The sequence below is a fragment of the Bacillus cereus genome, from assembly GCF_025917685.1.
Classification (GTDB): Bacteria; Bacillota; Bacilli; order Bacillales; family Bacillaceae_G; genus Bacillus_A; species Bacillus_A cereus_AT.
Map to the genome: position 1 here is coordinate 2,918,063 of NZ_CP089518.1, position 18,013 is coordinate 2,936,075.

Consider the following 18,013-nt stretch of genomic DNA (forward strand, 5'->3'; position numbering starts at 1 on the left):
CTTTTATTGCACAGTTGTTCAATAAAAATTATAATAATATAAAAGAACGCTTACAATGAGCAAAAAAACGATAAATGTTCAATAATTAACACATCGTAAGAAATGTGTTCAATAAGAGGTGAAAAAAATAATGCGTACAGATATGCGTATTGTGAAAACAAAAGAGGCGTTACATAACGCATTGTTAGAATTATTAAACGAAAAAACTTTAGAAGTCATCTCCATCTCGGAAGTTTGTAGAAAAGCAAAAATAAATCGTGGTACATTTTACTTGCATTATAAACAAGTAGAAGATTTATTTGAGGAGTATTTTAAAGAAATTACAGCAGATTTGACACGTTCTTATCAAGAACCTTATCGCTATGTATCAGTATTGAAAACTAGTAAATTAGATCCTTCTACAATTCGGATTTTTCATCATATCGAAAAATATAAAACTTTCTATAGAATTGTTTTTTCCAAAAGGGTTCCTTTAATGTACTATTATTTATTTTTTGAGGAAATAAAGCATTTGTTACTTCAAGATAAAGAGGCTTTGCTTAAAGAAGGAGTGAACCATTCACTTTATTGTTCCTACCAAGCGAATGCGATTATTGGCATCATTATTCAGTGGTATCAAAATGATTTTTCTTATAATACAAGTTATTTAAATGATCAACTTGTTCAATTTTTAAATATAGGAGTAGACGGCTAATTTAAAACAAAGTTGTTTTATGGAATTATTCATTCCGTCTATTTTCATTTCATATATAATTAAAATATCGGATGTTCGATTAACAACTTATATATACTTAGGTAGGTGAAAAATATTAATAGAAACATAGTTTATCATTCTACATTATGTATTTATTGTCTCACATCGCTTGTATATATTATCTTGCTGAACATAGAAAATGGTCGTAATTATTTAGGGTTTACGATGGTTGTTCCGCTTTTAGCTGTTATTTTATATCAGAAATTATATAAGAAACAAAAAATAGTTCATACATTTGGATTTTCACGTCCAAAAATAAAAACACTACTCTTCTCCATTTTATTTCCACTATTTCTAGGACTATGTCTCCATTTTTATTTTTATATTTATAATATTAAGTTCCTATATAATCATTGGAATGAATTAAGATTTCTCTTGCTTATTGGTCTTACAATTGGATCTTTATCTGCATTATTAGAGGAAATCATATGGCGTGGAAATTTTCATTACCATTTACGAAAAAAATACTCATTAACGCAAACAGCAATCATTACTGCATCACTTTGGTCTTTTTGGCATTTACCAGTATCAATCTTTTATAAAAACTATGAGTTATGGTTTGTAGGAATATTAAGCTATCTCTCTTTATTATTTATATTATCTATAATTTTGACGTATACGAGAGAGTATAGTCGTTCTGTAATAACACCTGCAATTTTACATGGTATGTTTAATGTATTTTATTTAACAAACGGAGTGGAAACCACGAACGATATTAGCCTAATGGAATTAATTAAATTTATATTGCTGGTAATTGTGTTTGGCATGATGTACATTATACATCGAAAAGTTAAAGAATAATTTACAATAACAGAAAAAGGTGTTTCAGCTTGCAGTTTAATATACCTTAATTAACTCATAAGTACTTCAACACCTTGCAATTATTCAATAATCGTATAGGTGTTGAAGTTTTCTAATCTTAATTTAACGAATTCTTTCTCACAACACTTACTTCTATCATGGAGAACAAAAAAATTATAACTAAATCTTTTATTCTCATTTTCATAAAAATACACATCTTAATCTTTTAAATAAGGAAGGATACAGTCTTTAATTAAATCCCATCTATCCCCCGCTTCCGGTACAATTTCAGATGCAATCGCCACCACCAATTCCTTCTCCGGTATACAACAAATCACATTTCCACCATCGCCCATTGCACAATATGAAAAGATACCATCTTCTTCTCGTAACCACCATAAGTACCCATAACGGTTTGGATTCATCGCTATTGATTCTTGTACCCATGATTTCGAAACAATTTGTTTTCCATTCTGAATACCATTGTTCAAATACATTTGTCCAAACTTAGCCATACCTCTAACTGTTAACGTCAGTCCCCAGCCACCAGTTGAAATACCATTTGGATCATGAACCCATCCTTTCACATCTTTTCCGAATAAGTCATCGAATCCAAATGCTTTCATATTGTAGTTTGGAATTTCTCTCATACCGATTTGCTGGAATAGGTATTCATTCGCAAACCCACGAGCACTTTTCCCTGTTATACTCGTAATAATTGCTGATAGTAAATGTGCTCCTGCGGATGAATATTTAAAAGGTCCAATTTCTCCGCCGTTCCCAATTCTATTAAGTGTATACTGCACCCAGTCCTCTTGTGTACATAGTTCTTCTAACGGTTCCTGCCAGTCTGCAAAAGGGTATGGAGCTGTCATTGTAAGAAGGTGCCGCACTGTTACTTCAGAAGAATTAGAATTATGTTCTGGAAAAAACTCTATTACTTTTTGATCAACGCTTTTTATATACCCTTTATCTACACATATCCCAATTAACGCAGAAATAATCGTTTTTGTGACTGATGCTACATGAAATGTATCATCTGGACCGTGGCCATTATAATATTTTTCAAAAATAACATTACCTTTCTGTACTACTAGCATACCGTTTATATTTTTATAGTCTTCTTTTATTTTACAATCTAATTTTCCAACAATTTTCATTGTTCTTCCCCCTTAATCTACAATTAAAAAGGTTCGATAGGTACATATATTTCAACTATATGTTTATGTTCTGGGTGCTGCCTTGGATCATTTTTATACAATTCAAAAGGATACGAATCTCTCGGTTTATATCCGCTATTTGGTAACCACTCACCGTATAAAAAATCCCATGCCCCTTTATATTCATCTTGGCGTATTTCAAAATGACCTATCGCATATTTCCCTGAAGGTATTACCATTATTCCTATATCGTTCGTTTCTAATGCTAACTCATTCGGAATTGTTATACATAGACTTGTTCTTAAATGATAGTCCTCAGTAAATTCATGATGATCATGGTAAATGGTTAATACTTTCGTATCCTCAAATATATGATAGTTTTGCTCAATTGCGTAATGAAATAGTTTCTCTATCATTTTTGGAAAAGCTATAGTTAACTCTTCATATGTACCGATATGTCTTATGTATGCGACGTTTATATTGTCCACTGTTACAATTTCGACCTCTCCTCGAACCTTCTTACATTCATTGTATTGAGAAGTTTCACTTAGGTCTTTGCAATTCTTGCTATTATGATTTCTATAGTTGGACGGACTTACACCGTAATAATTTTTAAATGTCCGGGAGAAAACTGCTGAATCAGTGAATCCGAAGTGATAAGCAATATCTGTAATTGTCATATCTGGACGATAAGTAAGTAGATGTGTTGCTCTTTCTAATTTCAAACGATTCATGTACCGAGATAACGGCTCATCCACTATCCCTTTAAAAATTCTATGAAAGTGAAACTTTAAAAAGCCTGCTACATCGGCTAACTCTTCAATTGAAAGTGAATCATTTATGTGTGATTCTATATAATCTTGAACTTTATAAATACGCCGTAAATACTCGTTTTTACTTTGAGAATTCTCCATATTCATACCTCCTCACAACAAAAAGACTAACAATATGTTAGCCCATTCTTACACATGTTTTAAAAATAAAACTCTACCCCCGCCGTTCCCATCATAATTTTTATGTACGGATACACCATCTATCTCATCATCTCCAGCTTCAATTTGAAAGCCGATTTCTTGATGAAATTGTATCGATTTTTTATTAACTGGTGACGTGATTGCTTTTACAACTTTACGGTTGCTTGCACGAGCGACATCAAAGAAATAAGAATATAACGTCGTTGCAATTCCTTTTCTTCTATACTCCGGATTTACGCCGATAAAATGAACGTATGCTTCATCTTTATGCGTTTGTGAAAAAAATCCACATAAGAAACCTAACGTTTTTCCATCTTCTTCAATGATAAAACTCGTTTCTTGAAAGTGAACGAAAAACAGCTTCGGCAACATATTAGCCATGTTTCTCCCGCCCCACCAATCATTTAATACAGAATGAATCTTTACATAATCTTCCCCTTGAATGTTTCTTACTTGCATGTATTTCTCCCTCTCACTCACTTCATTTTTTCATATATTTTAATAACCGTTTCGACTAAAAGAATGAATACCCAAATACCTGAAAATACAAGCACAGACTGGAATATCGATCCAATTACCATAACACCAACTGCACCTGTTATTGAAAATGATATTCCACCAAGCCCTGGATCCTGTATAAGTGCTCCAGCAGAAAAAGCAGTTATAATAGATACTATTAAATAAATAACACTCATTATTTTTAATATTTTTATAGAAAGATACGAAGTTTGTTCTTTCTCCACTTGTGATAATTCGATTTCGCCACTCGCAATTCCTTTTTGTAGACAATCTTCACATAAAAATTCTTCCTTAATTTTTTTACCACCATGCAATGTACCTGTTATTTCTTTACATCGGGAACACTTTCGGTTTATCATTTTCGTACCACTCCAATCTAATAAGATTATACTTATATAATTCTACATTTACCTTAATATTACTTTTATGTATTTTATAGAGAAATGAGGTGTTTTATGATGTCTAAACTTACTTTTGGTTATAAAAAGCCCACTGAACAGTATGTATTACGACCTAGTTGCTATGCGGTTATTTTTAACGATACTTGCTCAAAAGTGGCTGTTATCCAAAAAGGAGATCGTTACTTTTTACCTGGTGGCGGTATGGAAGGTCAAGAAACCAAAGAAGAATGTTTACATCGTGAATTGCTCGAGGAATTAGGATGGGCAATTGAAATTGATCAATATTTCGGTAATGCAGCACGATATTTTTATGCAGAAAAGGAAGATACACATTATTTAAATGATGGGTTCTTTTATATTGCGAACATGGTGCAAAAACAAACTGAAAACTGTGAGGAGGATCATGTTTTACGGTGGATGTCTCCATTACATGCTGTAGAGCTTCTCATTCACGATCATCAAAAATGGGCTGTTGAACAAGCGCTTTTATTACGAAATAAAAAATGATCTCCTTCTATATGAAAGAGATCATTTTTACTACTAACTTACTTTTTTCAAATTGAGAGCTGGCTTTTTGATTCCGCTCTTTTTTACAACATATAAACCGATGAAGATAATAAGTCCACCAACGAGTTGCATCATATTAATTTGCTCTCCAATTGTTACAGCTGCAAAGATAACTGCGAATAATGGTACAAGATACATATAAACCATTACTTTCGTTGAGCCTATTTTACTAATACCAACATACCACATGGCAAGTCCGAAGATTGTCGCAAAGACGATTGAATATGCTAGTGATCCCCAGCTTGGCATATCTACTGGCCACGTTAACGTATTTACGTTGAATAAACAATATACAACAAGCGGTACAATTCCAATTAAAGTAGACCATGATGTGACTCTCATTGCGGAGTATTTTGTAATAAGTGGTTGCGCTAAAATTGGATACCATCCCCACGCAATTGCTGCGACTAATCCAATTACATTTCCGAGCCACGCATACTCGTATGTAGCTCCTCCCGTATGCCCTGTTAATAAAACGAATGCTGCACCAATAAATGCTACTATTGAGCCAATTTGTACTTTCATCGAAAAACGTTCTTGTTTGTGTAATACTGCTAATATTCCTGTAAAAATAGGTGACATCGCAATTAATAATGAGGCGTTCGTTGCTGAAGTATATTTCACAGATAGCATAAACATCGTTTGATACATTGTCGTACCAACGATACCGACTGCTACTAATCGTAACCAATCTTTTCTTTCAATACGTAATGAGCGTTCCATTAAAAATGTAATAAGTAATAATACCGGCGATGCTACTAAAAATCGTAAACTATTAAATTGAATGGATGACATAAATGCCACGCCATACTTTCCAATTGTATAATTTGCTCCCCATACTAAAGCAACTGATACTAGGAGCCACTCCATTTGCCATCGTTTCATCCGAATCTCCCCTTCCATATTTAGCATAGTAAAATTGGCTGGATATAACACCGTCCAATTGGCTGTTTTTTTACCCAGCCAATTTGTTATACTTGATACATATAAGATTTGCGGAGGCGTTTGTATGGAATGGAAGCTAGATAACGACAGTAAAATCCCAATTTATCAGCAAGTTGTTGACTTTATTGAAAGACGTATTACATACGGAGAGCTTCCCCCAGGTAGCTTCCTCCCTTCAGAACGAAAATTAGCTACGCAGTTAAATGTAAACCGAAGTACGGTAACGACTGCTTATAATGAACTTCGCGCAATGGGAATTGTAGAAAGTACGACCGGTAAAGGTACACGTGTTAGTACACATATGTGGGGCGTTTCTCCGACATTAACACCCAACTGGAGAGGTTTCGTAGAAGGTGGTACTTTTTTACCAAACTTACCGTTACTTCGTCATATTCGGGCAGAAGTACAACAAAATGAAAACATCATTGACTTCGCAAACGGAGAGCTCGGTTGTAACCTCTATCCTCATGATCAACTACAAACGATTTTACGAGAACAACCGTTAACACAGTCATTAAGTTACGATCATCCGCAAGGGTATCTCCCGCTAAGACAAGCGGTAGTAAAATATATGAAAGATTATTTAAAAATCGAAGCGACCGAACAGTCGATTATGATTACATCCGGCGCTCAACAAGCACTTCACCTTATCGTACAATGTTTATTAAATCCAGGTGATGCGGTCGCTTTCGAAAGTCCATCGCACTGTTATTCCTTACCTCTATTCCAATCAGCAGGTATCCGTATTTTCCCATTACCTGTCGATGAGCATGGTATTAATCCGGATGATGTACAAGAGTTATATAGAAAGCATCGTATTAAAATGATCTTTTTAAATCCAAATTTCCAAAACCCTACGGGAACAATGCTTCATCCAAACCGTAGAAAAAAACTGTTATCACTTTGCGCAGACTTACGAATTGCGATTGTTGAAGATGACCCGTCCAGTTTACTTAATTTAGAAAATAGGCAACCTTGTCCTACTTTAAAATCAATTGATGAAAATGGAACGGTCATTTATGTACATTCCTTATCAAAAATGATTGCGCCAGGGTTACGAGTTGGCTGGCTTGTCGCCCCGCAGTCTGTCGTAGAGCGATTATCAGATGCACGGCACCAAATGGAATTAGGAATGAGCATATTCCCGCAGTGGCTTATGCAACAATTTTTTGAAACCGTACCATTTCACTCGCATATTGTACCGTTACGAAAACAACTAGCAGAAAAAAGAGACATCATCGTCCGTGCTTTAAACGAACAACTTCGCGACAAAATCTCTTTTTCCAATCCTACTGGTGGTATATACATATGGGGAAAATTAAAAGAACCGATAAACGAAAAACAACTTATTATGCAAAGCTTAAAACAAGAAATCGCCTTTATGCCCGGCAGTATTTTTGGCGCGAAAGATGGTTATATTCGTTTATCTTATGGAAAGGTGAATATTGATCAAATTGAGGAAGGGATTTCTCGTTTGCGTGAGGCTATTTTAGTTTGTGAAAAATAGCTTTAGATAGAGCTTCCTCGTTTGACAAAAGTCAAATCTACCATTATTATCAACTCGAACCTATTTATCCCGCTATTTGTGGGCAATAAAACTCCCACCTGAAAATTCAGCTGGAACAAAGAAGTTGGGTGGGAGTCGGGCTGCCCGTAAACGCCCGATTGGTTCAACTAATAATCAGTGGAGATGAACACCCCCACTGATTAAAGTTTCACTTTATAGGAGTGATAAAAATGAAAATTTATGTTGATGCAGATGCTTGTCCTGTAAAAGATGTGATTATTTTTGAAGCTACGAATGCTGAAATCCCTGTTACCCTCGTTACTAGCTTCTCTCATTATTCTAATGCTAAGCAGCCAGCAGGTGTGGAAACAATTTATGTTGATTCTGGAGCAGATGCTGCGGATTACCGGATTATGCAGTTAGCAAAAAAAGAAGATTTAATCGTAACGCAAGATTACGGTCTTGCCTCACTCGCTTTAGCAAAAGGCTGTATCGTTCTACACCATAAAGGCTATAAGTATACGAATGAAAACATTGACCAACTATTACAAACACGTTATTTAAGTGCAATGGTTCGAAAAAGCGGCAAGCGCACCAAAGGTCCAAAACCATTTACAGCAGAAGATAAAGAGAAGTTTAGAGAGCTCTTTAAAAGTATGATCGCACTTTAAAAATGAACCTTCTATTTGTAGGGAAAGCTTAATAAAAAAGAAGAGAATATCCAAATAAACATTCTCTTCTTGAAGTTTACCCGTTTAAAATGAAGGTAAATTATCTAAGTTATTCTCTTTTATACCATCTGGTTCACTACGTATAATATCTCTACCATACTTATGAAATACGTCCACATGAGCTAACTTCCCTGATTTTGCTTCACTAAGAGCAGTAATATAATCTAACTCTCTTCCACTACTTGTTTTAAAAGCAATCAAATCCCCATCATCATTTTTACGAACAGCAACAATTTGTTCTACTCCTGAATCGACTTCCTGAGCTACTTCCAAATGGACTTGTTCTTCCCCTTGATGTAAGTATTCATTATAAACTTTTTGAAAGTCTTTTTTATCCAATAAACTCACCTCCAAAACATTTTATTAGTATGGTTGGGAGGCATTAGTTTTATGTACTTTAACATAATGTATTTTCATTTATTATAAGTATTGAATCATATATTCTAATCCGAAGACTTCTTTAATACCTACGCAATTTCTTCAAAGTCTCCACTATATCATCTGTAAAGGCTGTGCTACCCTCTGTCTCTAAAACTCTGAAATATAAACTTCTTAAGAAAGCTCTAATATTTTGTATTAAAATAGCATGCTGAGGATGTCGGATGTCTTCAACAATTGCTATACTATGTAACCAGTTGCTCCACTCTTCTTCAGTTAAAAGATTTTGGTTACGTAACGACATAATTGGCGTTACTAATCTCTCATCCTCAAAGTGTATGTATACGTAGTCATTTAAACGAACCTTTTGACGAACAGCAGCTAGTATTGCATATGAAAACTCACGATTTTGTATTGTACGTGCTAAAGCATCTAGTGCATCTGCTGCATGTGCAGTAGAGTGTGCCCAACCTTTTCCTTCTATGTAACCTCTTACATCTTCTTCTAAATAAACATATTCCAGCACTTGTTCTGCCACACTGTACAGTTGTTCTTCAGATAACAACGGTTCTCTTTCATGGACAGATAAAATAAGTGGTGGAATCAAAACGGAGAACGCACGTTTAAAAACCGAGTCTGTTCCCTTTTCACCAATTTTATAAAATAAATAATCAGGACTAATCGCTTGTAACATTAATCCTCGTAATTCTTTTTGTCTAAATACATCATTTGTAATCCATGTGTGAAGCGTACTATATATCAAATCATCACGTAATTCAGCATCAGGTGATCCGATATAATCTAGCATCCACTGTGCATATGGATATGCATCTACATCTTCTGGCACAGCATAATTATTATTTTTAATTTGTTGTAATTCTTCTTTTAGTTCTAGTACTTCTGTCATTATATTCCCTGTCCCCTTTTTACGTTTTTTAACTTATTTTCGCCTTATCCCCTGTAATGTTCCTCATAAAATCAAGTTGACTTTTAATATAGTTTTAGTCCCTATCTTTCTATGAACTTGATTCAATTATATAAAATTTCTCCCGAGAAATAAAAGGAAATACATTGGAGCACCAAAGCTTCTCACTTTGTTTACATGCATTTCATGTAAGTTTAGGTTATAAAATAAAGTATGTTTTTTCATATGTATTCAAACGTAGTTACAATCAAAATTCGAATCATTTTAGAACTTGTTTAATAAATTCGGTTTTAGCTTTTGTGTATGCTTCTCTATCTTGGTTAAACCTTTTAGCTAACTCTTGCTTTAGATTCGAATAATCATAAACTAATTGTGGATTTTCTCGTAAGCGGTTACGAAATGAAAGTTGTTGCTCCCATCGTTCAGTTCCTTTAATCATCAAATGCAGATGAGCTACACGCCTATTATTCTTAACTTTCACAAAGAACCTTCTCCAAGGTCTTCCATCTAATTCCGGGCCTACATAATGCCAATCATATATAGCCAATTTTGCTGAAATATCGAGCACTCTATCAAATGATTCTGTTTCAGCCATTAGATCAATGATAGGTTTTGCAGGTAAACCAGGTATGGATGTACTGCCTATATGTATTACTTTGCTTATACCGAGAGGAGTAAGCAGTTCATCAAGTTGCTGTTCCTCATATCGGCCTTTATCTTGCCAATCAGGATTTGCATTAACTATCTCTACTAACTCATTCGCCCATACAGGCCAATCGTTCGGATTATCTTTTTTATCCACCCAACACATCCCCTTTCACCAACTTTTTGCTATATAAACGATTTTAAATTCCTTTAAATACAACTACCGGATCATCAAAATTACTATTCTGAAATATAACATTCGCACATTCTTTCGGATTATGCTCATCTATATACATCTTACAAGCCGCATGATATCTGTTTATAAACATTTTCTCTGCTTCTTTATAACTTCCAAAAGCCTTAGTCTCCCGCTTCGCACCACGTTTTCTCGCAATCTCAAAATCTGTATCTACAAAGATTTTGTAATCAAATAAATGCTCAACGTCTTTTTTCAATAGAAATGTTCCATCTACTATTAGCACCATATTTGGCGGCGCCACTAGCGGCTCATTATGTACATGCATATCCGTTATTAAGTTATGAGAAATCATTTCATACTGTAAATTCCCGTTAGGTCCTAAAGGCTTTAATAACCTTTCTTTAAAAGCTGTATAATCGTGTGCATCTTCGTAATACCCTCTTGCTGATTCTTTGCCTTGTGTATAGCGAATCACTCTTGGATTATGAAAATCGTCAATGCTGGCGCGTGTTACTGGTAATCCTCGTTTTTTTATTTCTTCCGCTAGTTCTTTTGCAAATGTTGTTTTTCCTGAAGCTGTAATACCGCTTACTCCAACTCTTATTGGATGCGTTAAATTTAACGTTAAAATATGATCAGCGATTTCTTTCATTCGTTTTTGGCGACTCATTATATTCCCTCCCTAATCCAGTTCACATAATACAATTATAGTAAATATGTTTGGTCACTATTTGTAGGTAAGTCGATATTATTTGTCAAAACGTTGATTTATTTTTATTGCTTTACATACTCCTTACTTCCCCTTAAACCCTCGATATAAAGCAGTTCGTAACTCTTGTTTGTATTCTTCGATGTCTGGCATATCGAGTTCTTCTGCTAGCCTGATAGCTAATTCAATATCATACGGTACTCGTACGAATTGGATGGAAAAGCTCGCTGCTTCTTTGTCATTGTAAATCCCTTCAAAGATTAAATAGGAAGCTTGTGTAATTTCAAGAGGATTTCCAACACTACCAGCATTACATAACGTTTTGCCTCTAAAATTTTGAACGAACGCTTGGTGAACATCACCGTAGCAAACGACATCTGGTTTTCTTTCCCCTTCTATATTCTCTGTGAGATCACTATTTTCGAACATACTAACACGCTCTTCTCTTGAAGCGTGTGGTTGAATTCTTTCATATAAACTTCTTGGTGAAGCGTGGAACATACGAATGAGTTTGCCGCTCATAAAAAATTCGATTGAAAATGGTAAGCTTCTTAAATAATCATTTTGTTCTTCCGTTAATTGTTTTTGATGCCATTTTAACGCTTCAAATTCAGTCGGTTTTGTAATAAAATCATCCCAGTTTCCCATTACTACTACTTCACATTCTTTACGAATGATTTCAATCACTTCACTAGAATGAGGTCCTTTTCCGACTAGATCTCCAAGACAAATAATGCGTTCGATTCCTCTCAATTTAATATCTTGTAGTACAGATTCTAGAGCCGGAATATTACCATGTATATCTGAAATTATCGCTATTTTATCCACATAAATCCCTCCATTACTTATTGTTTATTATATCCTCATGTTGTGATTGATACCATTTTGGAATATAGGATGAAAAATGATTATGATCTTCTATAATTCGGTTTAATCTCTCTTTCATATCATCTACTAAATGTGGCGTACTTCGGTTTGTCCATACGATATCCGCTGGGAATGTCATCGCTGCATATAATGAATACAGTTTCCAAAAGTGGAGTGACGGATCGCCTCCGTAATAACCGTGAACTTGTCCAACAGCAAATGGTTTGCTTATTCTTGTAGTAAAAATCGCTACGTTATAAAAATCGTGTATTGGATCGCCAAAATCATATCCACTAAAATCGATAACGATAAATTCATTATTATGAATCATACTATTTGCTGGGTGGTAATCATCGTGTAAAAATGTGATAGGACGATTTTTCAATAAGTCTTTATGATCCTCTACAAAGGTTGATACTGGCTTCATATCAAGAAAGTCTACCTCAAAGTCTGCTAATGCCTTCAAGTATCTCTCGTACTTGTTCCACCGAAACGTTTCCCACGAATCAATGACATTCTCTTTTTCTATTGCATGAATTCTCTTTAAAACTTCTCCAGCTCTTTTCCCCGCAGCATATTGCTCTTTCACCGATAACTTACCTAAACTTTCTTCTCCATTTACACCTTGGGTCCATTCAAATATTTGAACACATTTATTTAATCCCTCAAGTTTTATGAAATGAATTAACTTCGGCGTTGGAATATGTAATAACTCTAATTGTTTCATATACATATATTCTTCTTGTTTTCGTTCAAAATTAGCAGAATCACACACTTTGACAAAATACGTTTCTCGATTCTCTAATTCAACTTTATATTTCTCTTCATTTGAAAACCCTTTTGTAATAGCTGTACATTTTACAATACGTGACCACTCTAGTTTTCTTTCTATCTCTGTTAATATCTCTTCCACACACTCACCTCTATCAATATACGTACAAACTACCTAACACTTCATACTCTCGTTTCTTTTCTCCTTTAAACTCCACTGCAAATGGATATTCGCCCTGGTTCTTCAGGCGATCTTGAACTAGCCCTTCCCCAATCGGTTCACAAAACTGCACATGAATATCTCCAAACACTACACTTTGACACTCAGCATTCCATTTTTCATTTTTCACAACTGAGCTTGTAGATAGTCCCATTACTTCTTTCCATTTCCGTACCGTTTCTCGAACATTTTTCACCGCGTAATGAATCGTTTCAATTTGTTGTACTTTGTTTTTATGTTCCGTGATCGTTCCAATGTTACGTAAATCATTTCTTCTTTCTTCGTCCGTTTCATTCCACTGTATAAAGAAAGGTAATTTCGGTTCGTTCTCTTCTTGCTTAACAAATAACATTTTCCATTCTAAAAGTCGGCCATCTTTTCTCATGCGTTTCCCTTCAAATGGCCCTATCGTATGTAAGCCGTGTTTACTAAAATTAACTGCGAGTTCCTCAATTTCATCTGTTCGGATTGCGATTTGTAGCATTCCTTCTCCATTTTGTAGTTTCACCACTGTTTCTTGTACTAATGGATTTTCTGCTTCTTTCACTTTTTCTTCATGTTGAACTGCCAGAAATTCTATGTATGATAAATCAAAATAACTTAAACTATTCCAAGTACCCCAAGTAGTATGCTCTCCGCCTAATACAGTATGAAATCCAAGTTCCTGCATTTGTTTTGCCGCTTCCTCCGGTGTACCATGAACTGCGTGAACAAGATGATCAAATCGTAACATGTCTCTCTCCCCTTTCTCTCCATCCTTTTATTGTATATTTTATTTTTCTTTCATTCAATTCAAAAACTTTAAAACCCAGTTGATTTATACGATTAATATGTATTATAATGAAACAAATTTAATTATTGCTGATTGGAAAAACCAAAGGCACTTTTCTCATACGGGAAAAGTGTCTTTTTCATTTATTATTACAGGGGGATTATTTATGCAGAAATTAATTGTCTTTGCTATTATTGGATTTTTCGCTCAATTGATCGATGGAGCACTTGGAATGGCGTATGGGGTAACGTCTACTTCACTATTATTAATGTTTGGTATTGCACCAGCTGTAGCTTCCGCATCGGTTCATTTAGCTGAAGTCGTTACAACTGCAGCTTCCGGCGCATCTCATATCAAATTTGGAAACGTTGATAAATATACAGTTTCCAGGCTTACATTACCTGGGGCAATCGGCGCATTTGTTGGGGCATGTTTTTTAAGTAATTTGCCTGGAGATGTAATCAAACCGTACATTTCAATATTTTTATTCACTTTAGGGGTTTATATTTTATTACGATTCATCATTCAAAAACAAATTGTCACTTCAAATAAGCGTATATCTGCAAAACAACTTGTGCCGCTTGGTTTATTCGCTGGATTCGTTGATTCAACTGGTGGCGGTGGTTGGGGGCCGATTACGACACCCGTTCTTCTAGCAAGAGGAAATGAAGCTAGAAAAGTTATTGGATCTGTAGATACGAGTGAATTTCCTGTTTCACTCGCTGCAACAATCGGCTTCTTCATCTCACTTGGCTGGGAACAAGTAAGCTGGGTTTGGGTATTTGCGTTAATGCTTGGCGGTATTGTCGCAGCTCCAATTGCTGCATGGTTAGTCCGCATCGTTCCACCCCATTTACTTGGTGTATTAGTTGGTGGTCTTATTATCTTTACGAATATTCGCACACTGCTTACTACATTTAAAGTGGATCCAACTATTATTTCACTTTCTTACGTTGCAGTTGGTCTTGTCGTTATTATTTCACTTTTCATTGCTGTCCGTAATCATTCCAATCGTTCTAACGTATCGACAGTCAGCTATCCGAAAGATCAAAAACAAATGCTACCATAATTAATAAAAATACCGCCCCATTTACTTCGAGCGGTATTTTTTATTTTTCAATCTTCCAATTTATCATCGTTTCAGTACTATTCACTCTTTTCATATGTAATTTCTCTAATACACGAATGGAGCTATAGTTTTCAAAGAGTGTTTCAGCTATAATCGTTTCCACTTCTCCTGTTTGAAAAGCCCACTTCATTAAATCACTAACAGCTTCTGTTGCATACCCTTTATTCCAATATTTCTCAATAAATCCGTAACCAATTTCTACCGTATGTTCCTCGTTTGGTTTCCCTTTAAACCCTATATCCCCTAGTACGATTTTATCTTCTTTCCGAATGACATACCACGCGCCCCAAGGTAATAAAGCTTCGTCTTGTTTTACACTTTCTACATGCCCTGAAATATGCGGGCCGCTATTGTATCCTTGATTCTTCGCAATTTGAACCCATTCTTCCGTACACGGGATAATATGTAATCTTTCCGTTTCTAATTTCATAACGATGTCCCCTTTTTAATTAAACAGTACTTCGATTTTACCACAAAAAGAAAGAATATTCACTCTTTTGATTTACACATATGTTTTTTCTTTGAAACAAAATAAATGAAGTAATCACCTTTAATAGTTATGTCGAATTATATTTTCTGAATTTTCTTTCGCTTTTAAAGGGTTTTTCATTATTTTTTGCGAAACATTTGTATAACAATTTTTTTCTTTATTTATTGTTACATAACAGTAGGTTCGGGTGGAGTTTTGCAAGCGTTTCCTATACAATAACCGATATTTTTTGACTTTTCCTAACAAAATCCCTTGCAATATATTCAGAAAATCATTACAATTGCCATATATTAAAAATCATAGCAATGAATAAATCCTCATCAATCCGATGAGGTAGAGGTTGCAACTTTTAAGAGTAGAACGGCCGAGACACAGAGAATGTCACCGACTCCGTTTGAAAGGAAAAGTTGCCGAAGTTTATATTTCATCTCTGGAAATATGAGCTGGGGCTGTCTCCGAAAGGAACAGAACTGTCACGTTTACAAAATTACCGTGTAGACGTGGGGTGCTATCTTAACGGAAGGGTATGATGGGGGTGGTTATTTGTGAAACGTTCCGCCTAATTCTTTTGGCGGTTTTTTGTATTTTTCTCCCCCGCTCCTTCCTATCTTACTAGAAAAGGAGTGTTGAACATGAATAGCGCAACGAATCAAGCTACCTCTAAAAAGCAAACTACACAAGGACAAGGTGAATTAAAACGCGGATTAAAATCTCGTCACCTTACGATGATTTCTCTCGGTGGTACAATCGGTACCGGATTATTTCTTGCCAGTGGTGGTGTTATCCATTCAGCTGGTCCTGGCGGTGCATTAGTCGCATATGCCGCAATTGGAATTATGGTTTATTTTTTAATGACAAGCTTAGCAGAACTCGCAGCTTACATGCCTGTTACTGGCTCTTTTAGCACTTATGCAACAAAATTTGTTGATCCATCACTTGGTTTTGCACTTGGATGGAACTATTGGTATAACTGGGCGATTACGATCGCTGCTGAACTAGCGGCCGTAACATTAATTATGAAATTTTGGTTCCCAGATACCCCTTCTCTTATTTGGAGTGGACTTTGCTTAGCTATTATTTTTCTCTTAAACTATTTATCTGTTAAAGGTTTTGGTGAATCTGAATATTGGTTCGCACTTATTAAAGTAGTTACTATTATTATCTTTTTAATTGTCGGCTTTATGATGATTTTTGGAATTATGGGCGGCGAAGCTGTCGGTTTTAAAAACTTCACTGTTGCAGATGCACCATTTAATGGCGGTATCATGGCAATTATCGGTGTATTTATGGCTGCTGGTTTCTCATTCCAAGGAACTGAATTATTAGGAGTGGCTGCTGGTGAAACTGCTGATCCAGAACGCAATATTCCAAAAGCAATTCGTTCTATCTTTTGGCGCATTATATTATTCTATATTTTAGCAATTCTCGTTATCGGTTTATTAATTCCTTATACGACTGATAGCCTTGCAGCAAGTGATGTAACAGTAAGTCCATTTACACTAGTATTTGAAAAAGCGGGCGTTGCCTTCGCTGCTTCTGTTATGAACGCTGTTATTTTAACTGCAGTACTTTCTGCTGGTAACTCTGGAATGTATGCATCAACTCGTATGCTTTGGGATTTAGCTCGTCAAGGAAAAGCACCAAAGTTCTTAGGCAAATTAGATAGCCGTGGTGTACCTGTTAACGCATTAATCGCAACATCAGTTGTTGGTAGCATTGCTTTCATCGCTTCTTTATACGGTGACGGTGTTGTATACATTTGGTTATTAAATGCTTCTGGGATGTCAGGATTTATTGCTTGGGTAGGAATTGCTATTAGTCATTACCGTTTCCGAAAAGCTTATGTTGCACAAGGGAAAGATTTAAAAGATTTACCATATAGAGCAAAATGGTTCCCGTTCGGTCCAATCTTTGCATTTACACTTTGTGTTATCGTTATTTTAGGACAAAACTACGGAGCATTTATGGGAGCATCTATCGATTGGAACGGTGTACTCGTTTCTTACATCGGTTTACCACTCTTCTTAGTACTGTGGTTAGGATATAAATTTACTAAGAAAACGAAAGTAATTCCACTTGATAAATGTGAACTAAAATAAAATAAAATAAAATAAAATAAAATAAAATAAAATAAAACGAGCAAACAAATTTGTTTGCTCGTTTTTTATTGCAATTCATCTCCCTTCCCTATCGCCACTGTTTTTGCGATAATAGAGGAAATATACATAAAGGTTGGGATTACATGAACATTCGTATTACTGATGAAGCAAAAGCTGCTATACATAGATTAGAACGTGAAGACAAAAAGATTATTCGCATTAGAGGGACGATGACAAACTCTTGTAGCATTTTCGTTGATGTCGATTTAATTTGGGATACATATAATGCGGATGATGTTGTATATGAAGATGCACATCTTATCGTACAAATGGATTCATTCACGACAGATTACACTGGTGATACTGTGAAACTTGATTATAAAACGACAGGTTTTAGTATTACGACTCCTAGTGAGACTTTGGTGTATGGATTGTCGATTAAAAAATAAA

General features: G+C 35.2%; 21 protein-coding genes and 1 riboswitch. Of the genes, 8 read left to right on the forward strand and 13 right to left on the reverse strand.

Annotated elements, in window-relative coordinates; all coding sequences use genetic code 11:
• Positions 1 to 127: 127 nt before the first annotated feature.
• Together LUS72_RS15170 and LUS72_RS15175 are read left to right on the forward strand one after the other, a co-directional pair.
• Entirely contained in the window at positions 128 to 694 is a 567-nt protein-coding gene (locus tag LUS72_RS15170) for a TetR/AcrR family transcriptional regulator (RefSeq protein ID WP_098361773.1), read from the forward strand.
• 105 nt (positions 695 to 799) lie between these two features.
• The gene (locus LUS72_RS15175) at positions 800 to 1,555 is read left to right on the forward strand and encodes a CPBP family intramembrane glutamic endopeptidase (protein WP_097830207.1); all 756 of its coding nucleotides are present in this window, start codon (positions 800 to 802) and stop codon (positions 1,553 to 1,555) included.
• Positions 1,556 to 1,773: 218 nt separating this feature from the next.
• Here the strand turns inward: LUS72_RS15175 and LUS72_RS15180 are convergent, their stop codons facing one another.
• The 4 genes from LUS72_RS15180 to LUS72_RS15195 are packed head-to-tail and all read right to left on the reverse strand — an operon-like array spanning position 1,774 to position 4,567.
• Entirely contained in the window at positions 1,774 to 2,715 is a 942-nt protein-coding gene (locus tag LUS72_RS15180; RefSeq protein ID WP_097830208.1) for a serine hydrolase domain-containing protein, read from the reverse strand.
• Positions 2,716 to 2,738: 23 nt separating this feature from the next.
• Positions 2,739 to 3,629, reverse strand: coding sequence for an AraC family transcriptional regulator (locus LUS72_RS15185; RefSeq protein WP_264446950.1), 891 nt, complete (start codon positions 3,627 to 3,629; stop codon positions 2,739 to 2,741).
• A gap of 48 nt (positions 3,630 to 3,677) precedes the next feature.
• Positions 3,678 to 4,148 carry a GNAT family N-acetyltransferase gene (locus LUS72_RS15190; protein WP_097830210.1) on the reverse strand — a complete coding sequence of 157 codons (471 nt, stop codon included), beginning with the start codon at positions 4,146 to 4,148 and terminating at the stop codon, positions 3,678 to 3,680.
• 17 nt (positions 4,149 to 4,165) lie between these two features.
• Positions 4,166 to 4,567 (reverse strand): DUF3980 domain-containing protein, encoded by a 402-nt coding sequence (locus tag LUS72_RS15195; protein ID WP_097830211.1) that lies wholly within the window; start codon positions 4,565 to 4,567, stop codon positions 4,166 to 4,168.
• Between the two features lie 96 nt (positions 4,568 to 4,663).
• Between LUS72_RS15195 and LUS72_RS15200 the strand changes: the two genes are divergently transcribed.
• Positions 4,664 to 5,116, forward strand: coding sequence for an NUDIX hydrolase (locus LUS72_RS15200; RefSeq protein WP_097830212.1), 453 nt, complete (start codon positions 4,664 to 4,666; stop codon positions 5,114 to 5,116).
• Between the two features lie 33 nt (positions 5,117 to 5,149).
• Here LUS72_RS15200 and LUS72_RS15205 read toward each other — a convergent pair whose 3' ends face one another.
• The gene (locus tag LUS72_RS15205) at positions 5,150 to 6,061 is read right to left on the reverse strand and encodes a DMT family transporter (RefSeq protein WP_264446955.1); all 912 of its coding nucleotides are present in this window, start codon (positions 6,059 to 6,061) and stop codon (positions 5,150 to 5,152) included.
• Between the two features lie 124 nt (positions 6,062 to 6,185).
• Here LUS72_RS15205 and LUS72_RS15210 point away from each other — a divergent pair, with 124 nt between their 5' ends.
• Together LUS72_RS15210 and LUS72_RS15215 are read left to right on the forward strand one after the other, a co-directional pair.
• Complete coding sequence (locus LUS72_RS15210) at positions 6,186 to 7,628, forward strand: MocR-like pyridoxine biosynthesis transcription factor PdxR (protein ID WP_097830214.1); 1,443 nt, start codon at positions 6,186 to 6,188, stop codon at positions 7,626 to 7,628.
• 230 nt (positions 7,629 to 7,858) lie between these two features.
• Positions 7,859 to 8,299: a YaiI/YqxD family protein gene (locus LUS72_RS15215; protein WP_097830215.1), complete on the forward strand. Its 441-nt coding sequence runs from the start codon at positions 7,859 to 7,861 to the stop codon at positions 8,297 to 8,299.
• Positions 8,300 to 8,383: 84 nt separating this feature from the next.
• Here the strand turns inward: LUS72_RS15215 and LUS72_RS15220 are convergent, their stop codons facing one another.
• From LUS72_RS15220 to LUS72_RS15250, 7 genes are all read right to left on the reverse strand, one after another.
• Positions 8,384 to 8,698, reverse strand: coding sequence for a DUF3892 domain-containing protein (locus tag LUS72_RS15220; protein ID WP_264446959.1), 315 nt, complete (start codon positions 8,696 to 8,698; stop codon positions 8,384 to 8,386).
• A gap of 121 nt (positions 8,699 to 8,819) precedes the next feature.
• Positions 8,820 to 9,644 carry a DUF2785 domain-containing protein gene (locus tag LUS72_RS15225; RefSeq protein ID WP_097830217.1) on the reverse strand — a complete coding sequence of 275 codons (825 nt, stop codon included), beginning with the start codon at positions 9,642 to 9,644 and terminating at the stop codon, positions 8,820 to 8,822.
• A 277-nt stretch (positions 9,645 to 9,921) separates the two neighbouring features.
• Positions 9,922 to 10,464 (reverse strand): GrpB family protein, encoded by a 543-nt coding sequence (locus LUS72_RS15230; RefSeq protein ID WP_071746434.1) that lies wholly within the window; start codon positions 10,462 to 10,464, stop codon positions 9,922 to 9,924.
• Between the two features lie 43 nt (positions 10,465 to 10,507).
• Entirely contained in the window at positions 10,508 to 11,176 is a 669-nt protein-coding gene (locus LUS72_RS15235; RefSeq protein WP_097830218.1) for a nucleoside/nucleotide kinase family protein, read from the reverse strand.
• 123 nt (positions 11,177 to 11,299) lie between these two features.
• Positions 11,300 to 12,043: a metallophosphoesterase family protein gene (locus tag LUS72_RS15240; protein WP_097830219.1), complete on the reverse strand. Its 744-nt coding sequence runs from the start codon at positions 12,041 to 12,043 to the stop codon at positions 11,300 to 11,302.
• 13 nt (positions 12,044 to 12,056) lie between these two features.
• The gene (locus tag LUS72_RS15245; protein WP_264446965.1) at positions 12,057 to 12,995 is read right to left on the reverse strand and encodes an aminoglycoside phosphotransferase family protein; all 939 of its coding nucleotides are present in this window, start codon (positions 12,993 to 12,995) and stop codon (positions 12,057 to 12,059) included.
• A gap of 13 nt (positions 12,996 to 13,008) precedes the next feature.
• Positions 13,009 to 13,806 (reverse strand): VOC family protein, encoded by a 798-nt coding sequence (locus LUS72_RS15250; RefSeq protein ID WP_264446967.1) that lies wholly within the window; start codon positions 13,804 to 13,806, stop codon positions 13,009 to 13,011.
• Between the two features lie 205 nt (positions 13,807 to 14,011).
• Between LUS72_RS15250 and LUS72_RS15255 the strand changes: the two genes are divergently transcribed.
• On the forward strand, positions 14,012 to 14,914 hold the full coding sequence (locus LUS72_RS15255) for a sulfite exporter TauE/SafE family protein (protein WP_264446970.1): 903 nt from the start codon (positions 14,012 to 14,014) through the stop codon (positions 14,912 to 14,914).
• Positions 14,915 to 14,954: 40 nt separating this feature from the next.
• On the opposite strand, the gene LUS72_RS15260 is transcribed toward LUS72_RS15255, so the two are convergent.
• Positions 14,955 to 15,404: a GNAT family N-acetyltransferase gene (locus tag LUS72_RS15260; RefSeq protein WP_264446972.1), complete on the reverse strand. Its 450-nt coding sequence runs from the start codon at positions 15,402 to 15,404 to the stop codon at positions 14,955 to 14,957.
• A 386-nt stretch (positions 15,405 to 15,790) separates the two neighbouring features.
• Positions 15,791 to 15,983: riboswitch (Lysine riboswitch) on the forward strand.
• Between the two features lie 113 nt (positions 15,984 to 16,096).
• Here LUS72_RS15260 and LUS72_RS15265 point away from each other — a divergent pair.
• On the forward strand, positions 16,097 to 17,563 hold the full coding sequence (locus tag LUS72_RS15265; protein WP_097830224.1) for an amino acid permease: 1,467 nt from the start codon (positions 16,097 to 16,099) through the stop codon (positions 17,561 to 17,563).
• A 143-nt stretch (positions 17,564 to 17,706) separates the two neighbouring features.
• Positions 17,707 to 18,012 carry an iron-sulfur cluster biosynthesis family protein gene (locus tag LUS72_RS15270; protein WP_071746442.1) on the forward strand — a complete coding sequence of 102 codons (306 nt, stop codon included), beginning with the start codon at positions 17,707 to 17,709 and terminating at the stop codon, positions 18,010 to 18,012.
• Position 18,013: the final 1 nt, after the last annotated feature.